At 39.8% G+C, this 14,352-nt stretch carries 16 protein-coding genes, 2 pseudogenes and 1 riboswitch; of the genes and pseudogenes, 15 read left to right on the top strand and 3 right to left on the bottom strand.

The features are described from left to right. From B4237_RS03240 to B4237_RS03210, 7 genes and pseudogenes are all read left to right on the top strand, one after another. Positions 1–607, top strand: a 607-nt coding sequence (locus B4237_RS03240) for a DUF932 domain-containing protein (protein ID WP_286941352.1), incomplete at its 5' end; no start/stop codon positions are given. A 173-nt stretch (positions 608–780) separates the two neighbouring features. Beyond that, on the top strand, positions 781–1,041 hold the full coding sequence (locus B4237_RS03235; protein ID WP_042892225.1) for a hypothetical protein: 261 nt from the start codon (positions 781–783) through the stop codon (positions 1,039–1,041). A 125-nt stretch (positions 1,042–1,166) separates the two neighbouring features. Continuing rightward, a complete protein-coding gene (locus B4237_RS03230; protein ID WP_286941351.1) occupies positions 1,167–2,306 on the top strand; it encodes a YqaJ viral recombinase family protein in 1,140 nt (379 codons plus the stop codon). A gap of 153 nt (positions 2,307–2,459) precedes the next feature. After that, entirely contained in the window at positions 2,460–3,353 is an 894-nt protein-coding gene (locus B4237_RS03225; protein WP_286941349.1) for a hydrolase or metal-binding protein, read from the top strand. Between the two features lie 280 nt (positions 3,354–3,633). After that, positions 3,634–5,121 carry a SulP family inorganic anion transporter gene (locus B4237_RS03220; protein ID WP_286941347.1) on the top strand — a complete coding sequence of 496 codons (1,488 nt, stop codon included), beginning with the start codon at positions 3,634–3,636 and terminating at the stop codon, positions 5,119–5,121. A 14-nt stretch (positions 5,122–5,135) separates the two neighbouring features. After that, the gene (locus tag B4237_RS03215) at positions 5,136–5,987 is read left to right on the top strand and encodes a universal stress protein (protein WP_286941345.1); all 852 of its coding nucleotides are present in this window, start codon (positions 5,136–5,138) and stop codon (positions 5,985–5,987) included. A gap of 67 nt (positions 5,988–6,054) precedes the next feature. Beyond that, positions 6,055–6,344: pseudogene (locus tag B4237_RS03210) on the top strand (hypothetical protein); the annotation flags it as partial. 116 nt (positions 6,345–6,460) lie between these two features. Here the strand turns inward: B4237_RS03210 and ppa are convergent. Genes ppa through B4237_RS03195 form a run of 3 tightly spaced genes read right to left on the bottom strand, consistent with a single transcriptional unit; the run spans position 6,461 to position 7,765 of the window. Continuing rightward, positions 6,461–6,985, bottom strand: a complete 525-nt coding sequence (ppa, locus tag B4237_RS03205) for an inorganic diphosphatase (RefSeq protein WP_286941353.1) — start codon at positions 6,983–6,985, stop codon at positions 6,461–6,463. 11 nt (positions 6,986–6,996) lie between these two features. Then, positions 6,997–7,314, bottom strand: a complete 318-nt coding sequence (locus tag B4237_RS03200) for a DUF190 domain-containing protein (RefSeq protein ID WP_286941342.1) — start codon at positions 7,312–7,314, stop codon at positions 6,997–6,999. Positions 7,315–7,336: 22 nt separating this feature from the next. After that, positions 7,337–7,765 carry a fluoride efflux transporter CrcB gene (locus B4237_RS03195; protein ID WP_286941340.1) on the bottom strand — a complete coding sequence of 143 codons (429 nt, stop codon included), beginning with the start codon at positions 7,763–7,765 and terminating at the stop codon, positions 7,337–7,339. A 125-nt stretch (positions 7,766–7,890) separates the two neighbouring features. Further along, positions 7,891–7,958: riboswitch (Fluoride riboswitch) on the bottom strand. 114 nt (positions 7,959–8,072) lie between these two features. Between B4237_RS03195 and arsC the strand changes: the two are divergent. The 8 genes and pseudogenes from arsC to B4237_RS03155 form a co-directional block, all read left to right on the top strand. Next, positions 8,073–8,506, top strand: a pseudogene (arsC, locus tag B4237_RS03190) (arsenate reductase (glutaredoxin)). Positions 8,507–8,563: 57 nt separating this feature from the next. After that, positions 8,564–8,884: a metalloregulator ArsR/SmtB family transcription factor gene (locus B4237_RS03185; RefSeq protein WP_286941338.1), complete on the top strand. Its 321-nt coding sequence runs from the start codon at positions 8,564–8,566 to the stop codon at positions 8,882–8,884. Positions 8,885–8,890: 6 nt separating this feature from the next. Then, positions 8,891–9,364 carry an arsenate reductase ArsC gene (locus B4237_RS03180; RefSeq protein ID WP_286941336.1) on the top strand — a complete coding sequence of 158 codons (474 nt, stop codon included), beginning with the start codon at positions 8,891–8,893 and terminating at the stop codon, positions 9,362–9,364. A gap of 7 nt (positions 9,365–9,371) precedes the next feature. Further along, positions 9,372–10,415 (top strand): ACR3 family arsenite efflux transporter, encoded by a 1,044-nt coding sequence (arsB, locus tag B4237_RS03175; RefSeq protein WP_286941334.1) that lies wholly within the window; start codon positions 9,372–9,374, stop codon positions 10,413–10,415. A 5-nt stretch (positions 10,416–10,420) separates the two neighbouring features. Further along, a complete protein-coding gene (gene arsH / locus B4237_RS03170) occupies positions 10,421–11,125 on the top strand; it encodes an arsenical resistance protein ArsH (RefSeq protein WP_046812908.1) in 705 nt (234 codons plus the stop codon). Between the two features lie 17 nt (positions 11,126–11,142). Continuing rightward, positions 11,143–12,096, top strand: a complete 954-nt coding sequence (gene trxB, locus B4237_RS03165; protein ID WP_286941331.1) for a thioredoxin-disulfide reductase — start codon at positions 11,143–11,145, stop codon at positions 12,094–12,096. Between the two features lie 101 nt (positions 12,097–12,197). Then, positions 12,198–13,265: an ArsO family NAD(P)H-dependent flavin-containing monooxygenase gene (locus B4237_RS03160; RefSeq protein WP_046812910.1), complete on the top strand. Its 1,068-nt coding sequence runs from the start codon at positions 12,198–12,200 to the stop codon at positions 13,263–13,265. Between the two features lie 75 nt (positions 13,266–13,340). Continuing rightward, positions 13,341–14,352: MFS transporter (locus B4237_RS03155; RefSeq protein WP_286941328.1), on the top strand; the 1,012-nt coding region annotated here is incomplete at its 3' end.

Here is a 14,352-nt window from a genome sequence, read left to right as displayed (position 1 = left end):
ACAATTCACCTCTATTCGTGTGGTGTGTAACAACACGCTTGCGATTGCACTAAAAGCACAAAACGCTGGATCGAATAACACAGGTGTGGTCAAAGTCCCACACAGTACCCGCTTTGATGCAGAGAAAGTCAAACATCAACTCGGCATTTCAGTGCGTGCATGGGATGAGCATATGTATGAAATGAAACAACTGAGTCAACGTAAAGTGACTCAACAGGAAGCAGCCGCTTACTTTGATGCGGTGTTTAACAACAGCAATCTCAGTGTGGCAGATCAAGAGGACAGTATCATTCAATACTACCGCAATGCAGCACTACCAAAACCAACTATTCCCGTAACACCGAGCATTAGCAAATCCGACAACAAAACTGAACCCAATGGACGTGCCATGTCAAAAGTCATGACTATGTTTAACGGGCATGGCCGTGGCGCAGAACTGAGTTCAGCCAAAGATACGGCGTATGGTTTATTGTGTTCAATCACGGAGTTCTGCGATCACGAAAGACGCGCCATGAGTACCGATCATCGACTGGATTCAGCATGGTTTGGGGCAGGGGCTGCGATTAAACAACGTGGCTTGGAACAGGCACTTAGAATGATTGCCTAAATTCAGTTTCACTAAGCATACAGCAACACCTTTAGCCGCATCCCTCAGATGCGGTTTTTTTATACATAGATTTTAGTTCTGAGCTGAAATAATTTTTAATTCTTGATTGAAAAAATGAATTTTCCCTCAATTATAAAGGAGATATCTGAGCGACAGCAGGAACTAAAATCATTATGCAGTATTCTAGAAATCTCTTTATCCAGAAAGTTTCTGAGACAGAGTTTGAGTTGCGAGTAAACGATAGTAAATTAGCTGAAGAGTTGAAACGGCGTTTACCTAGTATCTTTGGGCGCTATATATCAGAACCCAAACCTATCAGTAAAGGTGAAGAATTAGAGTATCACTTTAGTATTTCAGGCATGGACTTAAACAGTTTTCAAAGACATTTAACGACTTTAACTCCTGAATTGCTCGATAGTCTATCAAGTCCTTAAGTTCAACTATTGAGATTTTTTAAAGATAAATCTTTATTGATTTAAAAAACCACATCACACGTGATGTGGTTTTTTTATGCCCAAAACTTAGTTTTTACAATTTTACCCATACAGGAATAGTTACAATGAATAGTCATCATCACATTCAAAATGCATTAAACCAACCCCCAATACTAGCCTACTCACCGAATATCAATCCATCCACTCAACAGGTGGAAGTCGGCACCCGAACCAAACGTAATTCAGCTCAACATTCCCAAAATAAACAATCAAGAAAATCCAAAGCACCTACAGCCAAACGCCTTGCCAACACCAAGCAACTCAACTATCAACAATGGCTTGAAATCCGTAAACAGGGCATCGGCAGTAGTGATGCTGCAACCGCGTGTGGACTGAATCCCTATATGTCGATGCTCGAATTATGGATGATCAAAACTGGTCGGATGCAACAAAACATTGAGGATGAAAGTGCAGGCTATGCACCGTTGTACTGGGGCAAACAACTCGAACCCTTGGTGGCGGAATACTACAGCATGCACACCAACAACAAAGTCCGTCGTGTCAATGCAGTATTACAACACCCTGATGAAGACAAGCACTTTATGCTCGCCAATCTAGACTATGCCATTGTCAGCAATGAAGAAGTTCAAATATTAGAGTGTAAAACCGTCGGGGAATATGGCGCAAAACTCTGGCGAGATGGCGTACCACTGTATGTGCTGTGTCAGGTTCAACATCAACTCGCTGTAACAGGCAAACAAGCGGCACATATCTGTGCCTTGATCTGTGGACATGAAACCAAAATCTATAAAGTGACCCGTAATGAAACCGTGATCCAGCACATCATCAATGCGGAACGTCACTTCTGGCAATGTGTTGAATCGGGTATTCCACCGAGTGTCGATGCCTCTGATTCAGCAGCCAAAGCCTTACAACAACTCTATCCTGAACAGATTCCATTAACTGTAGAAGACCTCAGTCAAAATGAACAAGCCAACTACCTCTTTAACCAACTGTTAGAAGAGCGACATAAGGTTGAACAACATCAACAGTATTTCGATGAGTTAAAACATCAAATACAGATGCTGATGAAAGATGCGGAACGTGCGGTGTTTACAGGCGGTTCAGTGACGTGGAAGAAGGCACAAGACGCCACCACCTTAAACAGCAAAGCGTTACTGAAACAACACCCTGAATATCTACAGCAGTTCCCACAAACCAAAGTAGGGACACGGCGTTTTCAGATTTACCCGAATGGTGGATAGGACAGATACACATTCCTTCATTTATTTTCCTCAATAAACGTATCAATCACCAAAGCCACATCAAATAACCCGATCCCATACCTCAAACAGGCATGGGATTTTTTATGCGCAAAATTTAAACATCACTTCAACACCTATATAGAGGACATCAACATGATTAAAGGTTTAGCAATTACACCACCCGTTTTAGGTCGTATCAGTATTGGTAAGATTGTAGAAAAGAACAGAAAACGTCTCCCTGAAAAGGACGATCAATTTACTATTACCAGCCAAATTCAAGGCAAAGACGGGTGGATTAAGCATCCCTTGGATGAACAACTACGAGCTAAAGCATCGAATCAAAAACTTAGAAGCATTCCAGTGCGGATGATCTTCAATGATCCAGAACTGAATCTACGGGCAGAGTACAGCTTATTTGATCGACAAACAGGACGCTTAATCTGTTCAGGCAATGGAGAAACCTGTCAGCGCCTTGGACAAAGTGGCATTGAACAGCATCCATGTCCATCACCTGATTTATGTCCCTTGGCACAAGGTGGACTATGTAAACCTTATGGACGACTTTACGTCAACCTAGATGAATCGGATGAATTCGGCACTTTCATTTTTAGAACCACAGGTTTTAATAGCATTCGGACTTTGGCAGCACGATTACGTTATTACAGCTCGGCTTCAGGTGATTTACTTTCATGTTTGCCATTGCAACTCACGCTCAGAGGTAAAAGTACCACGCAAAGCTACCGAACTCCGATTTACTACGTGGATTTAACTTTAAGGGAGGGTGTTAATTTGCAGGAAGCGATTAGCAATGCTAAACAGATTGATCAGCAGAGCAAGGCAGCAGGATTTTATCAGGAGGCGTTAGATCATGTGGCAAGGCAGGGCTATGGCAATGCCGGCTTTGAGGTAGGCGGTGAAGAAGGGTTAGATATTGTTGAGGAATTTTACAATGATGAATCTAAAACAGATTATGAGCAAACGCATGATCTCACTCATGTTCAAGATATTCAAAAAGGTTTGCAACAGTCGGTGCAGGCTTTGAATTAACAATATTGCGTCATTAGATTCAGTTAATATTGTTAATTTTAGCTACTCATATTGCATGACTTTCTTTATACAAAATGGACTTTAGATCAGTTTTTATGTAGTATCTAATACTCCAATATCATTTTTCCTTATTTTCTATATGACGACTACTCCACCTTAGTTTTTTTCATCCTGTATTGAAAATTAACTCATCACTGTCTAGTGATGTGGTGTAGTCGCTTGTGTAATGTATATATCACATCACTAGCCTTTATCTAAAACTATAAAATAGGCTATTTCTATGTTTTCCAATGTACGAGAACAATGGTTCTCGAATATCCGTGGTGATGTACTTTCGGGTATTGTCGTTGCTTTAGCACTTATTCCAGAGGCAATTGCATTTTCAATTATTGCTGGTGTTGATCCCAAAATTGGGTTGTATGCATCTTTCTGTATTGCAGTCGTGATCTCGTTTGTGGGTGGAAGACCAGGAATGATTTCCGCAGCAACAGGTGCTATGGCTTTACTCATGGTGACACTCGTTAAAGAGCACGGACTCGAATATTTGTTAGCAGCGACAATTCTGACTGGTGTCATTCAAATTATCGCGGGCTTTCTAAAGTTAGGCTCTTTGATGCGATTTGTGTCTAAATCTGTGGTAATTGGATTTGTGAATGCACTTGCAATTCTCATTTTCATGGCTCAATTACCCGAATTAACCAATGTAACTTGGCATGTATATGCAATGACTGCTGTTGGTTTGGGTATCATTTATTTATTCCCATTAATTCCTAAAATTGGTTCTTTAATTCCTTCTCCTTTAGTAACAATTGTTGTTCTAACTATTGCAGCAATATTCTTGGGCTTAGATATTCGTACTGTAGGTGATATGGGACAATTGCCAGACACACTTCCAGTATTTTTACTACCTGATATCCCATTAAACCTCGAAACCTTAACAATTATTTTTCCTTATGCAGCCGCATTGGCAGCAGTTGGTTTACTTGAGTCAATGATGACAGCGACGATTGTTGATGATTTGACAGATACAACGAGTGATAAAAATCGTGAGTGTAAAGGTCAAGGGGTTGCCAATATTGCTTCAGGATTTATGGGCGGTATGGCAGGTTGTGCCATGATTGGACAATCGATTATCAACGTAAAATCTGGTGGCCGTACCCGATTATCAACGTTCTGTGCAGGTATTTTTTTGCTGATCATGGTGGTTTTTATCAGTGATTGGTTAAAAGTCATTCCAATGGCTGCTCTAGTTGCGGTCATGATCATGGTTTCGATTGGAACTTTTAACTGGGACTCTCTTAAAAATATTCGACAGTATCCTCTTTCAAGCAATATCGTGATGATTGCTACTGTGATTGTCGTAGTTGCGACACATAACTTAGCTTACGGAGTCCTGATTGGTGTATTACTTTCAGCTCTATTCTTTGCCAACAAAATCGAACGATATATGGCGGTTCAATCTGTATTGGATGATGCTGAAAATACGAGAACTTACATTGTTAAGGGACAAGTCTTCTTTAGCTCTGCCGATAAATTCACAGCAGCTTTTGATTTTAAAGAAGCGATTTCAAAAGTTGTGATTGATGTGAGCCAAGCACACTTTTGGGATGTTTCAGCCGTAGCAGCAGTTGATAAAGTTGTTATTAAGTTTAAACGTGAAGGTACTGAAGTTGAATTAATCGGTATGAATGAAGCAAGTCAAACAATGGTTGAAAAGTTTGGTATTCACGATAAACCAGATGCGTTGGATCGCTTGAGTAATCACTAAAAGGAGTTAGAAGAATGTCAAAAATAATTGCATGTATAGATGGCTCACTCGGTACTAATACCGTATGTGATTATGCAGCGTGGTTTAGCCAAAAACTCAACGCACCACTTGAACTTTTACATGTAATCGATACACCCAAAGCACAAGCACCTCAAGACTTGAGTGGCGCAATTGGTTTGGGTAGCCGTGAAACACTTTTGCAAGAGTTGGTTGAGCTTGAAGAACGTAAAGGCAAGATTGAACTTGAGCATGGAAAAGTTTTGCTAAGAGAAGCAAAAAAATATGTATTTGAAAAGTTCTGTCTGGATGCTCATAGTTTCCAAAGACATGGCAGTTTATTGGAAACTGTTGTTGGATTGGAAGAAGAGATTCGTGTGTTGATTATGGGGAAACACGGCACTCAGACAGAATACCGTTCCGATAAAATTGGGTCGCAGATCGAAAGTGTTGTTCGTGCTATTCATAAACCAGTGTTGATTACCTCCACTCTTTTTCAAAAGCCATTATCATTTTTAGTTGCTTTTGATGGAAGTTCAACAGCAAGAAAATGTGTTGAACGAATTGCCTCAAGCCCCCTCCTTAAAGGTCTTGCAGCACATTTGGTTTATGTGGGAAATCCCAATAATGAGATGCAAAATCAAATAGATTGGGCAAAAGAACAGCTTGAATCACAGGGGTTTAATATCACTCTAAACACTTCGGATGGCGAAGTTGAAAAGGCGATTATCAACTACTCCGAACAACACCAAATCGATTTGATTGTTGTTGGTGCTTACGGTCATTCAAAGATACGTCAATTCTTTATTGGCAGTACAACGACTAAACTCATCTCCAATTCAAGCAAACCAATCCTGTTACTACGATAATTTTATAAAGGGATAGATTCTTAAACTATCCCTTTAACTTTAATAAGTTATAAAAGGAATCAGAAATATGAATACTGTGTTATTAAACTCAACTTTAAATATTTCTTGTTCAGAAAATGCACTGTTAAAAATATCCTCATACTTTGAAGTACCACATGAACAAGCTTATCGTAAAGGTGTGGATTCTCTACTGAAATTAACTGATATGGTCATCGCAAATCATGAACATTCAGAAAGGATTAAGCTTTTTTGTGTGATTGCCATTTAAGAACGATCATAAATCTGGACGATGTGTCGAATATGCCTACTCGATTAATAGGAGATTGCCTTAATGTAATTGTTCTACGTTATGCGTTTAAAGCTTCATTAGGTGACTTTTTAAAGGGTGGCGATGAAATAATTCATAAGTGGAAAATAGAATTATAGAAATAAAATCAAGAAGACATCATGAATATCATGATGTCAGAAAGAAGTTATTTATAGGCATTGATAGATACTGTGATCTCTTCTCTCGCTTTATCTACATTCCCCCAACCTTGGAGTTTCACCCATTTGCCTTCCTCTAGATCCTTATAATGTTCAAAGAAATGCTGAATTCGATTCAAAGTAAGCTGATCAATATCATCAATATTTAAAATATGATCATAAAGCTTTGATAACTTGGAATGAGGGACTGCGATAATTTTAGCGTCAATTCCATGTTCATCTTCCATATACATCACACCCACAGGCCTGCTTCTGATCACTGCACCAATCGCAACAGGATATGGTGAAATAACCAATACATCTAATGGATCGCCATCCTCACTCAATGTTTTTGGAATATAGCCATAATTGGCAGGATAAAACATGGATGTTGTTAAAAAACGGTCAATGAAAATGGCATCAAACTCCTTATTCATTTCATATTTAACAGGATCAATATTTTGAGGAATCTCAATAATACTGTAGAAGTCATCTGGTGGATTAATCCCAGCAGGAACATTTTTATAGCTCATCATTCTTTTCCTTATAAATTACCAATCGTGCCAAATTGTACGGGAGTTTTTACATAGAAAATTCTGATATTTTCTTGATTCAGATGTGTGAATAATTGTTCGGACTGTGCTTCACTCAGAGCAAGTTGGACTTGTACAGGCTGGTCAACCAATTCAAAAAAATGAGCTGAATGTAATCGTCCTGTATGGTCAATGCCTTCTGACCCTTGAATGACTGTAGCACCCTTAAATCCTAACTCTCTTGTCAGTTCTAAGAGCCATTCATGGATGGGGGTATTTTTATACCTTTGGTTCATTTCAGTATAAAATGTGACTAAATATCCGTTCATTAAATTCTACTCCTGACTAATGTTAAGTCGTTAGTTGATAGGTAAATATGCCAAGCAAAGTAAATAGCAATGAACCTAAAACGTGGACAGTAATTGTCAAAATAGCATATTCAAATTTGCCACTTTGAAGTAAAGAAACAACTTCGATTGAAAATGTTGAAAATGTTGAAAATGTTGAAAATGTTGAAAATGTTGAAAATGTTGAAAATGTTGAAAATGTGGTTAATGCACCACAAAAACCAGTAATGAGAAATAACTTGTAATTAGGATTCAAAGAGCTACTAGCAAAAAAAGTGACAGCAAAACCAATAATGAATGCACCAACAAGATTCACTAGAACTGTGCCTAAAGGAATATTTGGGAAATACTGATTAAATTGAAGACTAATTCCCCAACGTATCCAAGCACCTAGAACAGCACCAAGACCTATTGAAAGAAAGGAGATATACATGGATTTTCCCTGCCAGTTAAACAGAGAAAACTAAAAAACTAAAGGAAATTGATTTAAGAATTTGATACAGCATAGCGCAGCTCCATTGAAAAAAGCAGAGCGCACAACTACGCACCCTGCATAAGGGTAACGTAGGTATCATCAGCCGATAGTGGCGGTTTGTTGAAGGAAGATAGCCATTTCCTTTTATTTAATCTTAATACAAATTAATTAAAATGCAATTCTAGATTTTATAAAAAATATGGAATTGCATATATGTGTTTATTCGTATATAAATATATTCAAAGATCCTGTTGAGTTTGAGCAAATGTCTGCTACTTCAAATGTTAAAATTTATCACAATCCTGAATGTGGTACATCACGTAATACATTGGCATTAATCCGTAATGCCAACATTGAACCTGAAGTAATTGAGTATCTTAAAATCCTCCATCTAAAAATGAACTGATTCAAATGATTGCGGATGCAGGTTTAACCGTGAGAGAGGCTATTCGTAAGAATGTTGCTCCATATACAGATTTAGGAATTGATCAGGAAGATTTGACTGAAGACCAAATACTCAACTTTATGCTTCAGTACCCAATCTTAATTAACCGTCCATTCGTGGTGACTAAATTAGGAACTCGTTTAAGTCGTCCGTCAGAACTAGTTTTAGAAATTCTGCCCCACCCTCAAAAGGGTGCTTTCACTAAAGAAGATGGTGAACAAGTACTTGATGCAAATGGGCAGCGATTGAAATAAAAATTTAATGGATATATGTGAATATTGATATATCCGTATATTTGAGTGAGTAAAAATATGGATCAAATCAATTTCTTTAAATGTTTGGCTGATCAAACACGATTTAATATCGTCATGCTGGTTCTTGGAAATAATGAACAGTGTGTTTGCGACTTGACTGAAAAACTAGAGTTGAGCCAACCCAAGATTTCACGGCATTTAGCCTTACTACGCTCTTCTGGTCTTTTACAAGATCGACGTCAAGGGCAATGGGTCTATTACAGTCTCAATCCCAATTTACCCACTTGGTGCATAGACGTCTTAAACATCCTTAAAAATGCCGATATACAGCCAAAAGTTGCCCCATCATTTCAGCAAATCAATAGTTATTGCGAGTAAAATAATATGAAATTTCTTTTTTTGTGTACTGGAAATAGTTGCCGTAGCATCCTGTCAGAAGTTCTTTTTAACAGCCGTGCCCCAGAGGGTTGGAAAGCTTATAGTGCAGGCAGTAAACCATCGGGACAGGTACACCCATTGACGATTGAAACTCTAGAAAATCTTGGTCTTGCAACTGATGGATTGTGGAGCAAAACCATTGATGACTGCGAACAATATCAACCTGACGTGGTGATTACTGTTTGTGATTCAGCAGCACAAGAAGCGTGTCCACTTTATTTAGGTGGTGCGATCAAAGCACATTGGGGCTTGGCTGATCCATCACATTTAGATTTGCCGAAAGAAGAAAAGCTCAAAGCTTTTCAAGTGACAGTCGATCATATCAACCGCCGTTTAGATGCTTTATTTGCACTCGATACAGCACATATGTCTCGTCCTGAGTTGATTGCAGCGATCAATCAAATTTCGCATATTGAATGAGATCATCATGGCTCAACAAAGATTATCTTTTTTAGATCGTAACCTCACGCTATGGATTTTTATTGCCATGGCGTTGGGGATTGCAATCGGTGTGTTCTTTCCCCAAGCCTCAGTGGCATTAGATAAAATGAGTGTGGATTCAGTCAATATCCCGATTGCGATTGGCCTGATTTTGATGATGTATCCACCTTTGGCAAAAGTGGACTATGCTACGCTACCACAAGTGTTTAAAGACAAAAAAACCTTAACTTTGTCTTTGGTACAGAACTGGCTTATTGCACCTGTTTTGATGTTTGCATTGGCGATTATATTTTTGCAGAGTTATCCCGAATACATGACAGGCGTAATCCTGATCGGTTTGGCGCGCTGTATTGCGATGGTTTTAGTCTGGAATGGCCTAGCGTGCGGTGATAACCAATATGTTGCGGCATTGGTGGCATTTAACAGTATTTTCCAGATTCTATTCTTTAGTACCTATGCTTGGTTATTCCTGACCTTCTTACCGCCGTATTTTGGTGTTGCTGGGCAAGTGATCAATGTCGATTTTTGGACAATTACCCATGCTGTACTGGTATATTTAGGTATTCCATTCTTCCTTGGCTTTATGAGTCGATTCATTCTAGTTCGAGCTAAAGGTTTGGACTGGTATCAAAATATCTTCTTACCTAAGATCAGTCCACTGAGTTTGTTGGCTTTGTTATTCACGATTGTGGCGATGTTTAGCCTAAAAGGTGGTGACGTTGTAAGCCTGCCAATGGATGTTCTGCGTATCGCAATTCCTTTAACAATTTACTTTGTCTTGATGTTTTTCATTAGTTTCTTTATGAGTAAGTGGATGGGGAACGACTATCCTAAAACCACAGCTATTTCATTTACTGCTGCGGGAAATAACTTTGAACTCGCTTTAGCTGTCGCGATTGCAACCTTTGGTTTGGCTTCACCTGTGGCGTTTACCACGGTGATTGGTCCACTGGTTGAAGTACCAGTGTTGATTGCTTTAGTTAGTGTGTCATTGTGGCTCAGGAAAAAGTTTTTTAAAGCAGAGGTGTAATTTCTATGACTCTCCCAAATGTAGATATGAATCTTTTGGATCAACCTACTTTAGAAAAAGTACAGGCCAAAGCGCTAGATCATCCACCACGTATTTTATTGCTCTATGGTTCAAACCGTGTGCGCTCATACAGCCGATTGGCGGTGATGGAAGCAGGACGTATTCTGGAGCAGTTTGGTGCCGAGGTGAAAATCTTTCATCCTAAAGGATTGCCTCTGCCAGAAGATGCGGATACTGAGCATCCAAAGGTGAAAGAGTTGCATGATTTACTCGCTTGGGCAGAAGGCATGGTGTGGTGCTCACCTGAGCGTCATGGCTCCATGAGTTCAATCTTTAAATCGCAAATTGATTGGATCCCACTGGCGGGTGGTGCAATTCGTGCAACGCAAGGAAAGACTTTGGCTTTGATGCAGGTTAGTGGCGGTTCGCAGTCTTTTAACAGCTTAAACCAGATGCGTATTTTAGGCCGTTGGATGCGCATGATCACTATTCCGAACCAATCGTCTATTCCAAAAGCTTTTTTAGAGTTTGAAGAAGATGGACGAATGAAACCTTCATCCTTCTATGATCGAATTGTCGATGTCATGGAAGAACTATATAAGTTTACCTTGCTCACTCGTGGACAAAGTCAGTACCTCACAGATCGTTATTCAGAGCGAAAAGAGTCGGCAGAAGAATTATCTAAGCGTGTCAATCAACGTAGCTTATAAACTTTAGGTGATCAGAAATGCAAAAGAGACATTCTAAATTAGTGATTTTAGGTTCAGGACCTGCGGGTTATAGTGCCGCTGTATATGCAGCACGCGCAAACTTAAAACCCACATTGATTGCAGGTATACAACTTGGTGGTCAATTAACAACGACCACTGAGGTAGATAACTGGCCGGGCGATCCTGAAGGTTTAACAGGTCCTGCATTAATGGATCGTATGCAAGCACATGCTGAACGCTTTGGCACAGAGATTGTGTATGACCACATCAATGAAGTTGATTTAAGCGTCCGTCCATTTGTGCTTAAAGGCGACATGGAAGAATTTACTTGTGATGCACTGATTATTGCAACAGGTGCGACAGCACAATACTTAGGTCTTGAATCTGAAGCTAAATTCATGGGTCAAGGTGTCAGTGCATGTGCAACCTGTGATGGTTTCTTCTACAAAAACCAAAAGGTTATGGTTGTCGGTGGTGGTAATACTGCGGTTGAAGAAGCACTCTATTTATCTAATATTGCGGCTCACGTGACTCTCGTTCACCGTCGTGACACTTTACGTTCAGAAAAAATTATACAAGATCATCTATTTGAAAAAGTAAAAGAAGGCAAAATTAGTATTCTTTGGAACAATCAAATTGATGAGGTTTTGGGTGACAACACTGGTGTTACTTCAGTTCGCTTGAAGTCAACTTCGGACGGAAGCACACAAGATGTTGAAGTTCAGGGCTTATTTGTTGCTATTGGTCACAAACCGAATACAGGCATGTTTGACGGTCAACTTAACCTACGTGATGGCTACATTCAAGTACAAAGTGGCACTTCTGGAAATGCAACAGCAACCTCTGTGGCAGGTGTATTTGCTGCGGGTGACGTTGCTGATAGCATTTATCGTCAAGCAATTACCTCGGCAGGCTCAGGCTGTATGGCTGCTTTAGATGCTGAAAAGTATCTTGATCAATTGAGTAATTGAAAGGCTCATTTAAACGCTTGAAAATTGTATGAAATATGCCCAGTCTGTTGAGCAGACTGGGCGTTATTTTGATTATGACAATAAAGAATAGGAGAGAAGCTTTGACTCAATTACAAGCTGAAGTTGATGTAGTCATTATTGGTGGTGGTCAGGCAGCCCTTGCCACAGCTTATTTCCTCAAACGTAAGAAAATTCCATTTATTATTTTAGATGACCAATCTCAGGCGGGCGGTGCATGGTCACATGCTTGGGAATCTCTTCGTCTTTTTTCTCCAAATACTTGGAGTTCGTTGTCAGGTTGGATGATGCCAACAACTGAACAAAACTACCCAACGCGAAATGAAGTGATTGACTACTTGTCTGCATACGAGCAACGCTATCAATTTCCGATTATTCGACCAGTTCATGTCGATCATATCGAACAAAAAGATGACTGTTTAGATGTGTATGCTGGCGATCAATATTGGCGAGCTAAAGCGGTGGTCAGTGCTACAGGGACATGGAGTCAGCCTTATATTCCGCATTATGAAGGACATGAACGATTTGAAGGATTACAAACGCATTCAGCTCATTATGTAAATCCAGAGCCTTTTATCAATAAAAAAGTGATTATAGTTGGTGGTGGTAACTCAGGGGCACAAATTCTTGCCGAAGTCTCAAAAGTTGCAGATACAACTTGGGTCACAGTAACACCACCTCAGTTTTTATCGGATGATGTTGATGGGCGTGTTTTATTTCTTCGGGCAACTGAACGTTTAAAAGCTCAACAGGAAGGTCGTGTGATTGATCAACACGTTGGAGGTCTGGGTGATATTGTCATGATAGACAGTGTCAAAGAGGCCCGCGAACGTGGCGTATTACATAGCCGAGAACCTTTTACTGCATTTGAAGAGCATTCAGTTGTGTGGGCTGATGGTTCAACACAAGCAGTAGATGCTGTAATTTGGTGTACAGGATTCAAGGCTTCACTGAATCACTTAAGAAGTCTGGATGTTGTGGAACCTGATCAGACGGTTGCTGTGAATGATGGACGCTCAATAAAAGTAAATAACCTTTGGTTGGTTGGCTATGGGGAATGGACAGGCATGGCATCCGCTACACTGATTGGGGTTTCTAGAACAGCAAGAGCAACGGTAGATCAAATAGCTGCTTATTTGGCTAATGTTTAAGAGCTATGCATTTAAGGCAGTGTATAAACAGATTTGCGTTGCCCCTCAATACCTTATGGATACTTCTTTATTGTGATGTCACTTCATTCAAAAAAATACAAACTCATTGCTGTTATGGGCTTCACGCAAATTCTTGCGTGGAGTTCCACATTTTATCTACCCGCAGTACTGGCTAATCTTATTGCCAAAGACACAGGATGGTCTCTAACTTTAGTGATTGCAGGATTGTCTTGGGGATTTATTGTTACAGGTATTTGCTCTCCAAAAGTTGGACGGTTTATCGAGCAATTTGGTGGAAGAAAAGCACTGTCTATTGGTTCAATATTCTTTGCTGTCGGGCTGATATGTTTAGGGCTTTCTACTCATCTACTTATTTATTATTTTGCGTGGACAATGCTCGGTATTGGTATGGCATTTGGCCTGTATGATGCTGCATTTTCAACATTGTGCCGATTACTTGGTAAAGATGCAAAAACGGCGATTGTTGGTGTGACATTATTAGGCGGTTTAGCCAGCACCATCGGTTGGGCGCTAATCGTATTTTTAGAAGGCTTATACGGTTGGAGAATCAGTTGTTTTATTCTGGCATTGTTTCATCTACTTCTAGGTCTACCGTTGCATTATTTTTTACTTCCTAGAGAAGAGCAAAGCACGGAAGCTCATGCTAAAGAACTCAATAGCCAAACCACGGTACACAAAGAAGGTAATCGACTCTTTATGTTGGTAGCTGTTATTTTGACGGTACAATCTTTTGTTGTGGCGACAGTTTCAGTTCATCTATTATCTATGCTAAAAACCACTGGTTTTAGTGTATCAACAGCCCTTGCGATTGGGATGATGATTGGTCCCGCGCAGATTATAGCGAGACTGCTTGAGTTCTCTTTGTTTAAAAACTTACACCCAAGTTGGTCGAGTCGTTTGGGGGGATTGATTAGCTTCTTTGGTCTCTTTTTTTTATTCGTTGATGGATATGTCTTAGCTTTGCTTGGTGCGGCTTTATACGGCGCAGGGAATGGTATTCTTACTATTATTCGAGGCACGTTACCTCTCGCCTTATTTGGGCAAGAAGGTTATGCAACCAGAATGG

Origin of the sequence: Acinetobacter sp. UBA6526, from assembly GCF_002434875.1 — a bacterium.
GTDB lineage: Bacteria > Pseudomonadota > Gammaproteobacteria > Pseudomonadales > Moraxellaceae > Acinetobacter > Acinetobacter venetianus.
The sequence above is the reverse complement of the archived record's forward strand: the minus strand, read 5'-3'. Positions and strand labels throughout refer to the sequence as shown.

What these genes read in the sequence shown, in the direction of transcription:
- B4237_RS03225 (WP_286941349.1), top strand. Translation starts at nt 2,460, where the DNA reads ATGATTAAAGGTTTAGCAATTACACCACCCGTTTTAGGTCGTATCAGT.
- B4237_RS03180 (WP_286941336.1), top strand. Translation starts at nt 8,891, where the DNA reads ATGAAATTTCTTTTTTTGTGTACTGGAAATAGTTGCCGTAGCATCCTG.
- B4237_RS03230 (WP_286941351.1), top strand. Translation starts at nt 1,167, where the DNA reads ATGAATAGTCATCATCACATTCAAAATGCATTAAACCAACCCCCAATA.
- B4237_RS03220 (WP_286941347.1), top strand. Translation starts at nt 3,634, where the DNA reads ATGTTTTCCAATGTACGAGAACAATGGTTCTCGAATATCCGTGGTGAT.
- B4237_RS03235 (WP_042892225.1), top strand. Translation starts at nt 781, where the DNA reads ATGCAGTATTCTAGAAATCTCTTTATCCAGAAAGTTTCTGAGACAGAG.
- ppa (WP_286941353.1), bottom strand. Translation starts at nt 6,985, where the DNA reads ATGAGCTATAAAAATGTTCCTGCTGGGATTAATCCACCAGATGACTTC.
- arsH (WP_046812908.1), top strand. Translation starts at nt 10,421, where the DNA reads ATGACTCTCCCAAATGTAGATATGAATCTTTTGGATCAACCTACTTTA.
- B4237_RS03215 (WP_286941345.1), top strand. Translation starts at nt 5,136, where the DNA reads ATGTCAAAAATAATTGCATGTATAGATGGCTCACTCGGTACTAATACC.
- B4237_RS03200 (WP_286941342.1), bottom strand. Translation starts at nt 7,314, where the DNA reads ATGAACGGATATTTAGTCACATTTTATACTGAAATGAACCAAAGGTAT.
- B4237_RS03195 (WP_286941340.1), bottom strand. Translation starts at nt 7,765, where the DNA reads ATGTATATCTCCTTTCTTTCAATAGGTCTTGGTGCTGTTCTAGGTGCT.
- arsB (WP_286941334.1), top strand. Translation starts at nt 9,372, where the DNA reads ATGGCTCAACAAAGATTATCTTTTTTAGATCGTAACCTCACGCTATGG.
- trxB (WP_286941331.1), top strand. Translation starts at nt 11,143, where the DNA reads ATGCAAAAGAGACATTCTAAATTAGTGATTTTAGGTTCAGGACCTGCG.
- B4237_RS03185 (WP_286941338.1), top strand. Translation starts at nt 8,564, where the DNA reads ATGGATCAAATCAATTTCTTTAAATGTTTGGCTGATCAAACACGATTT.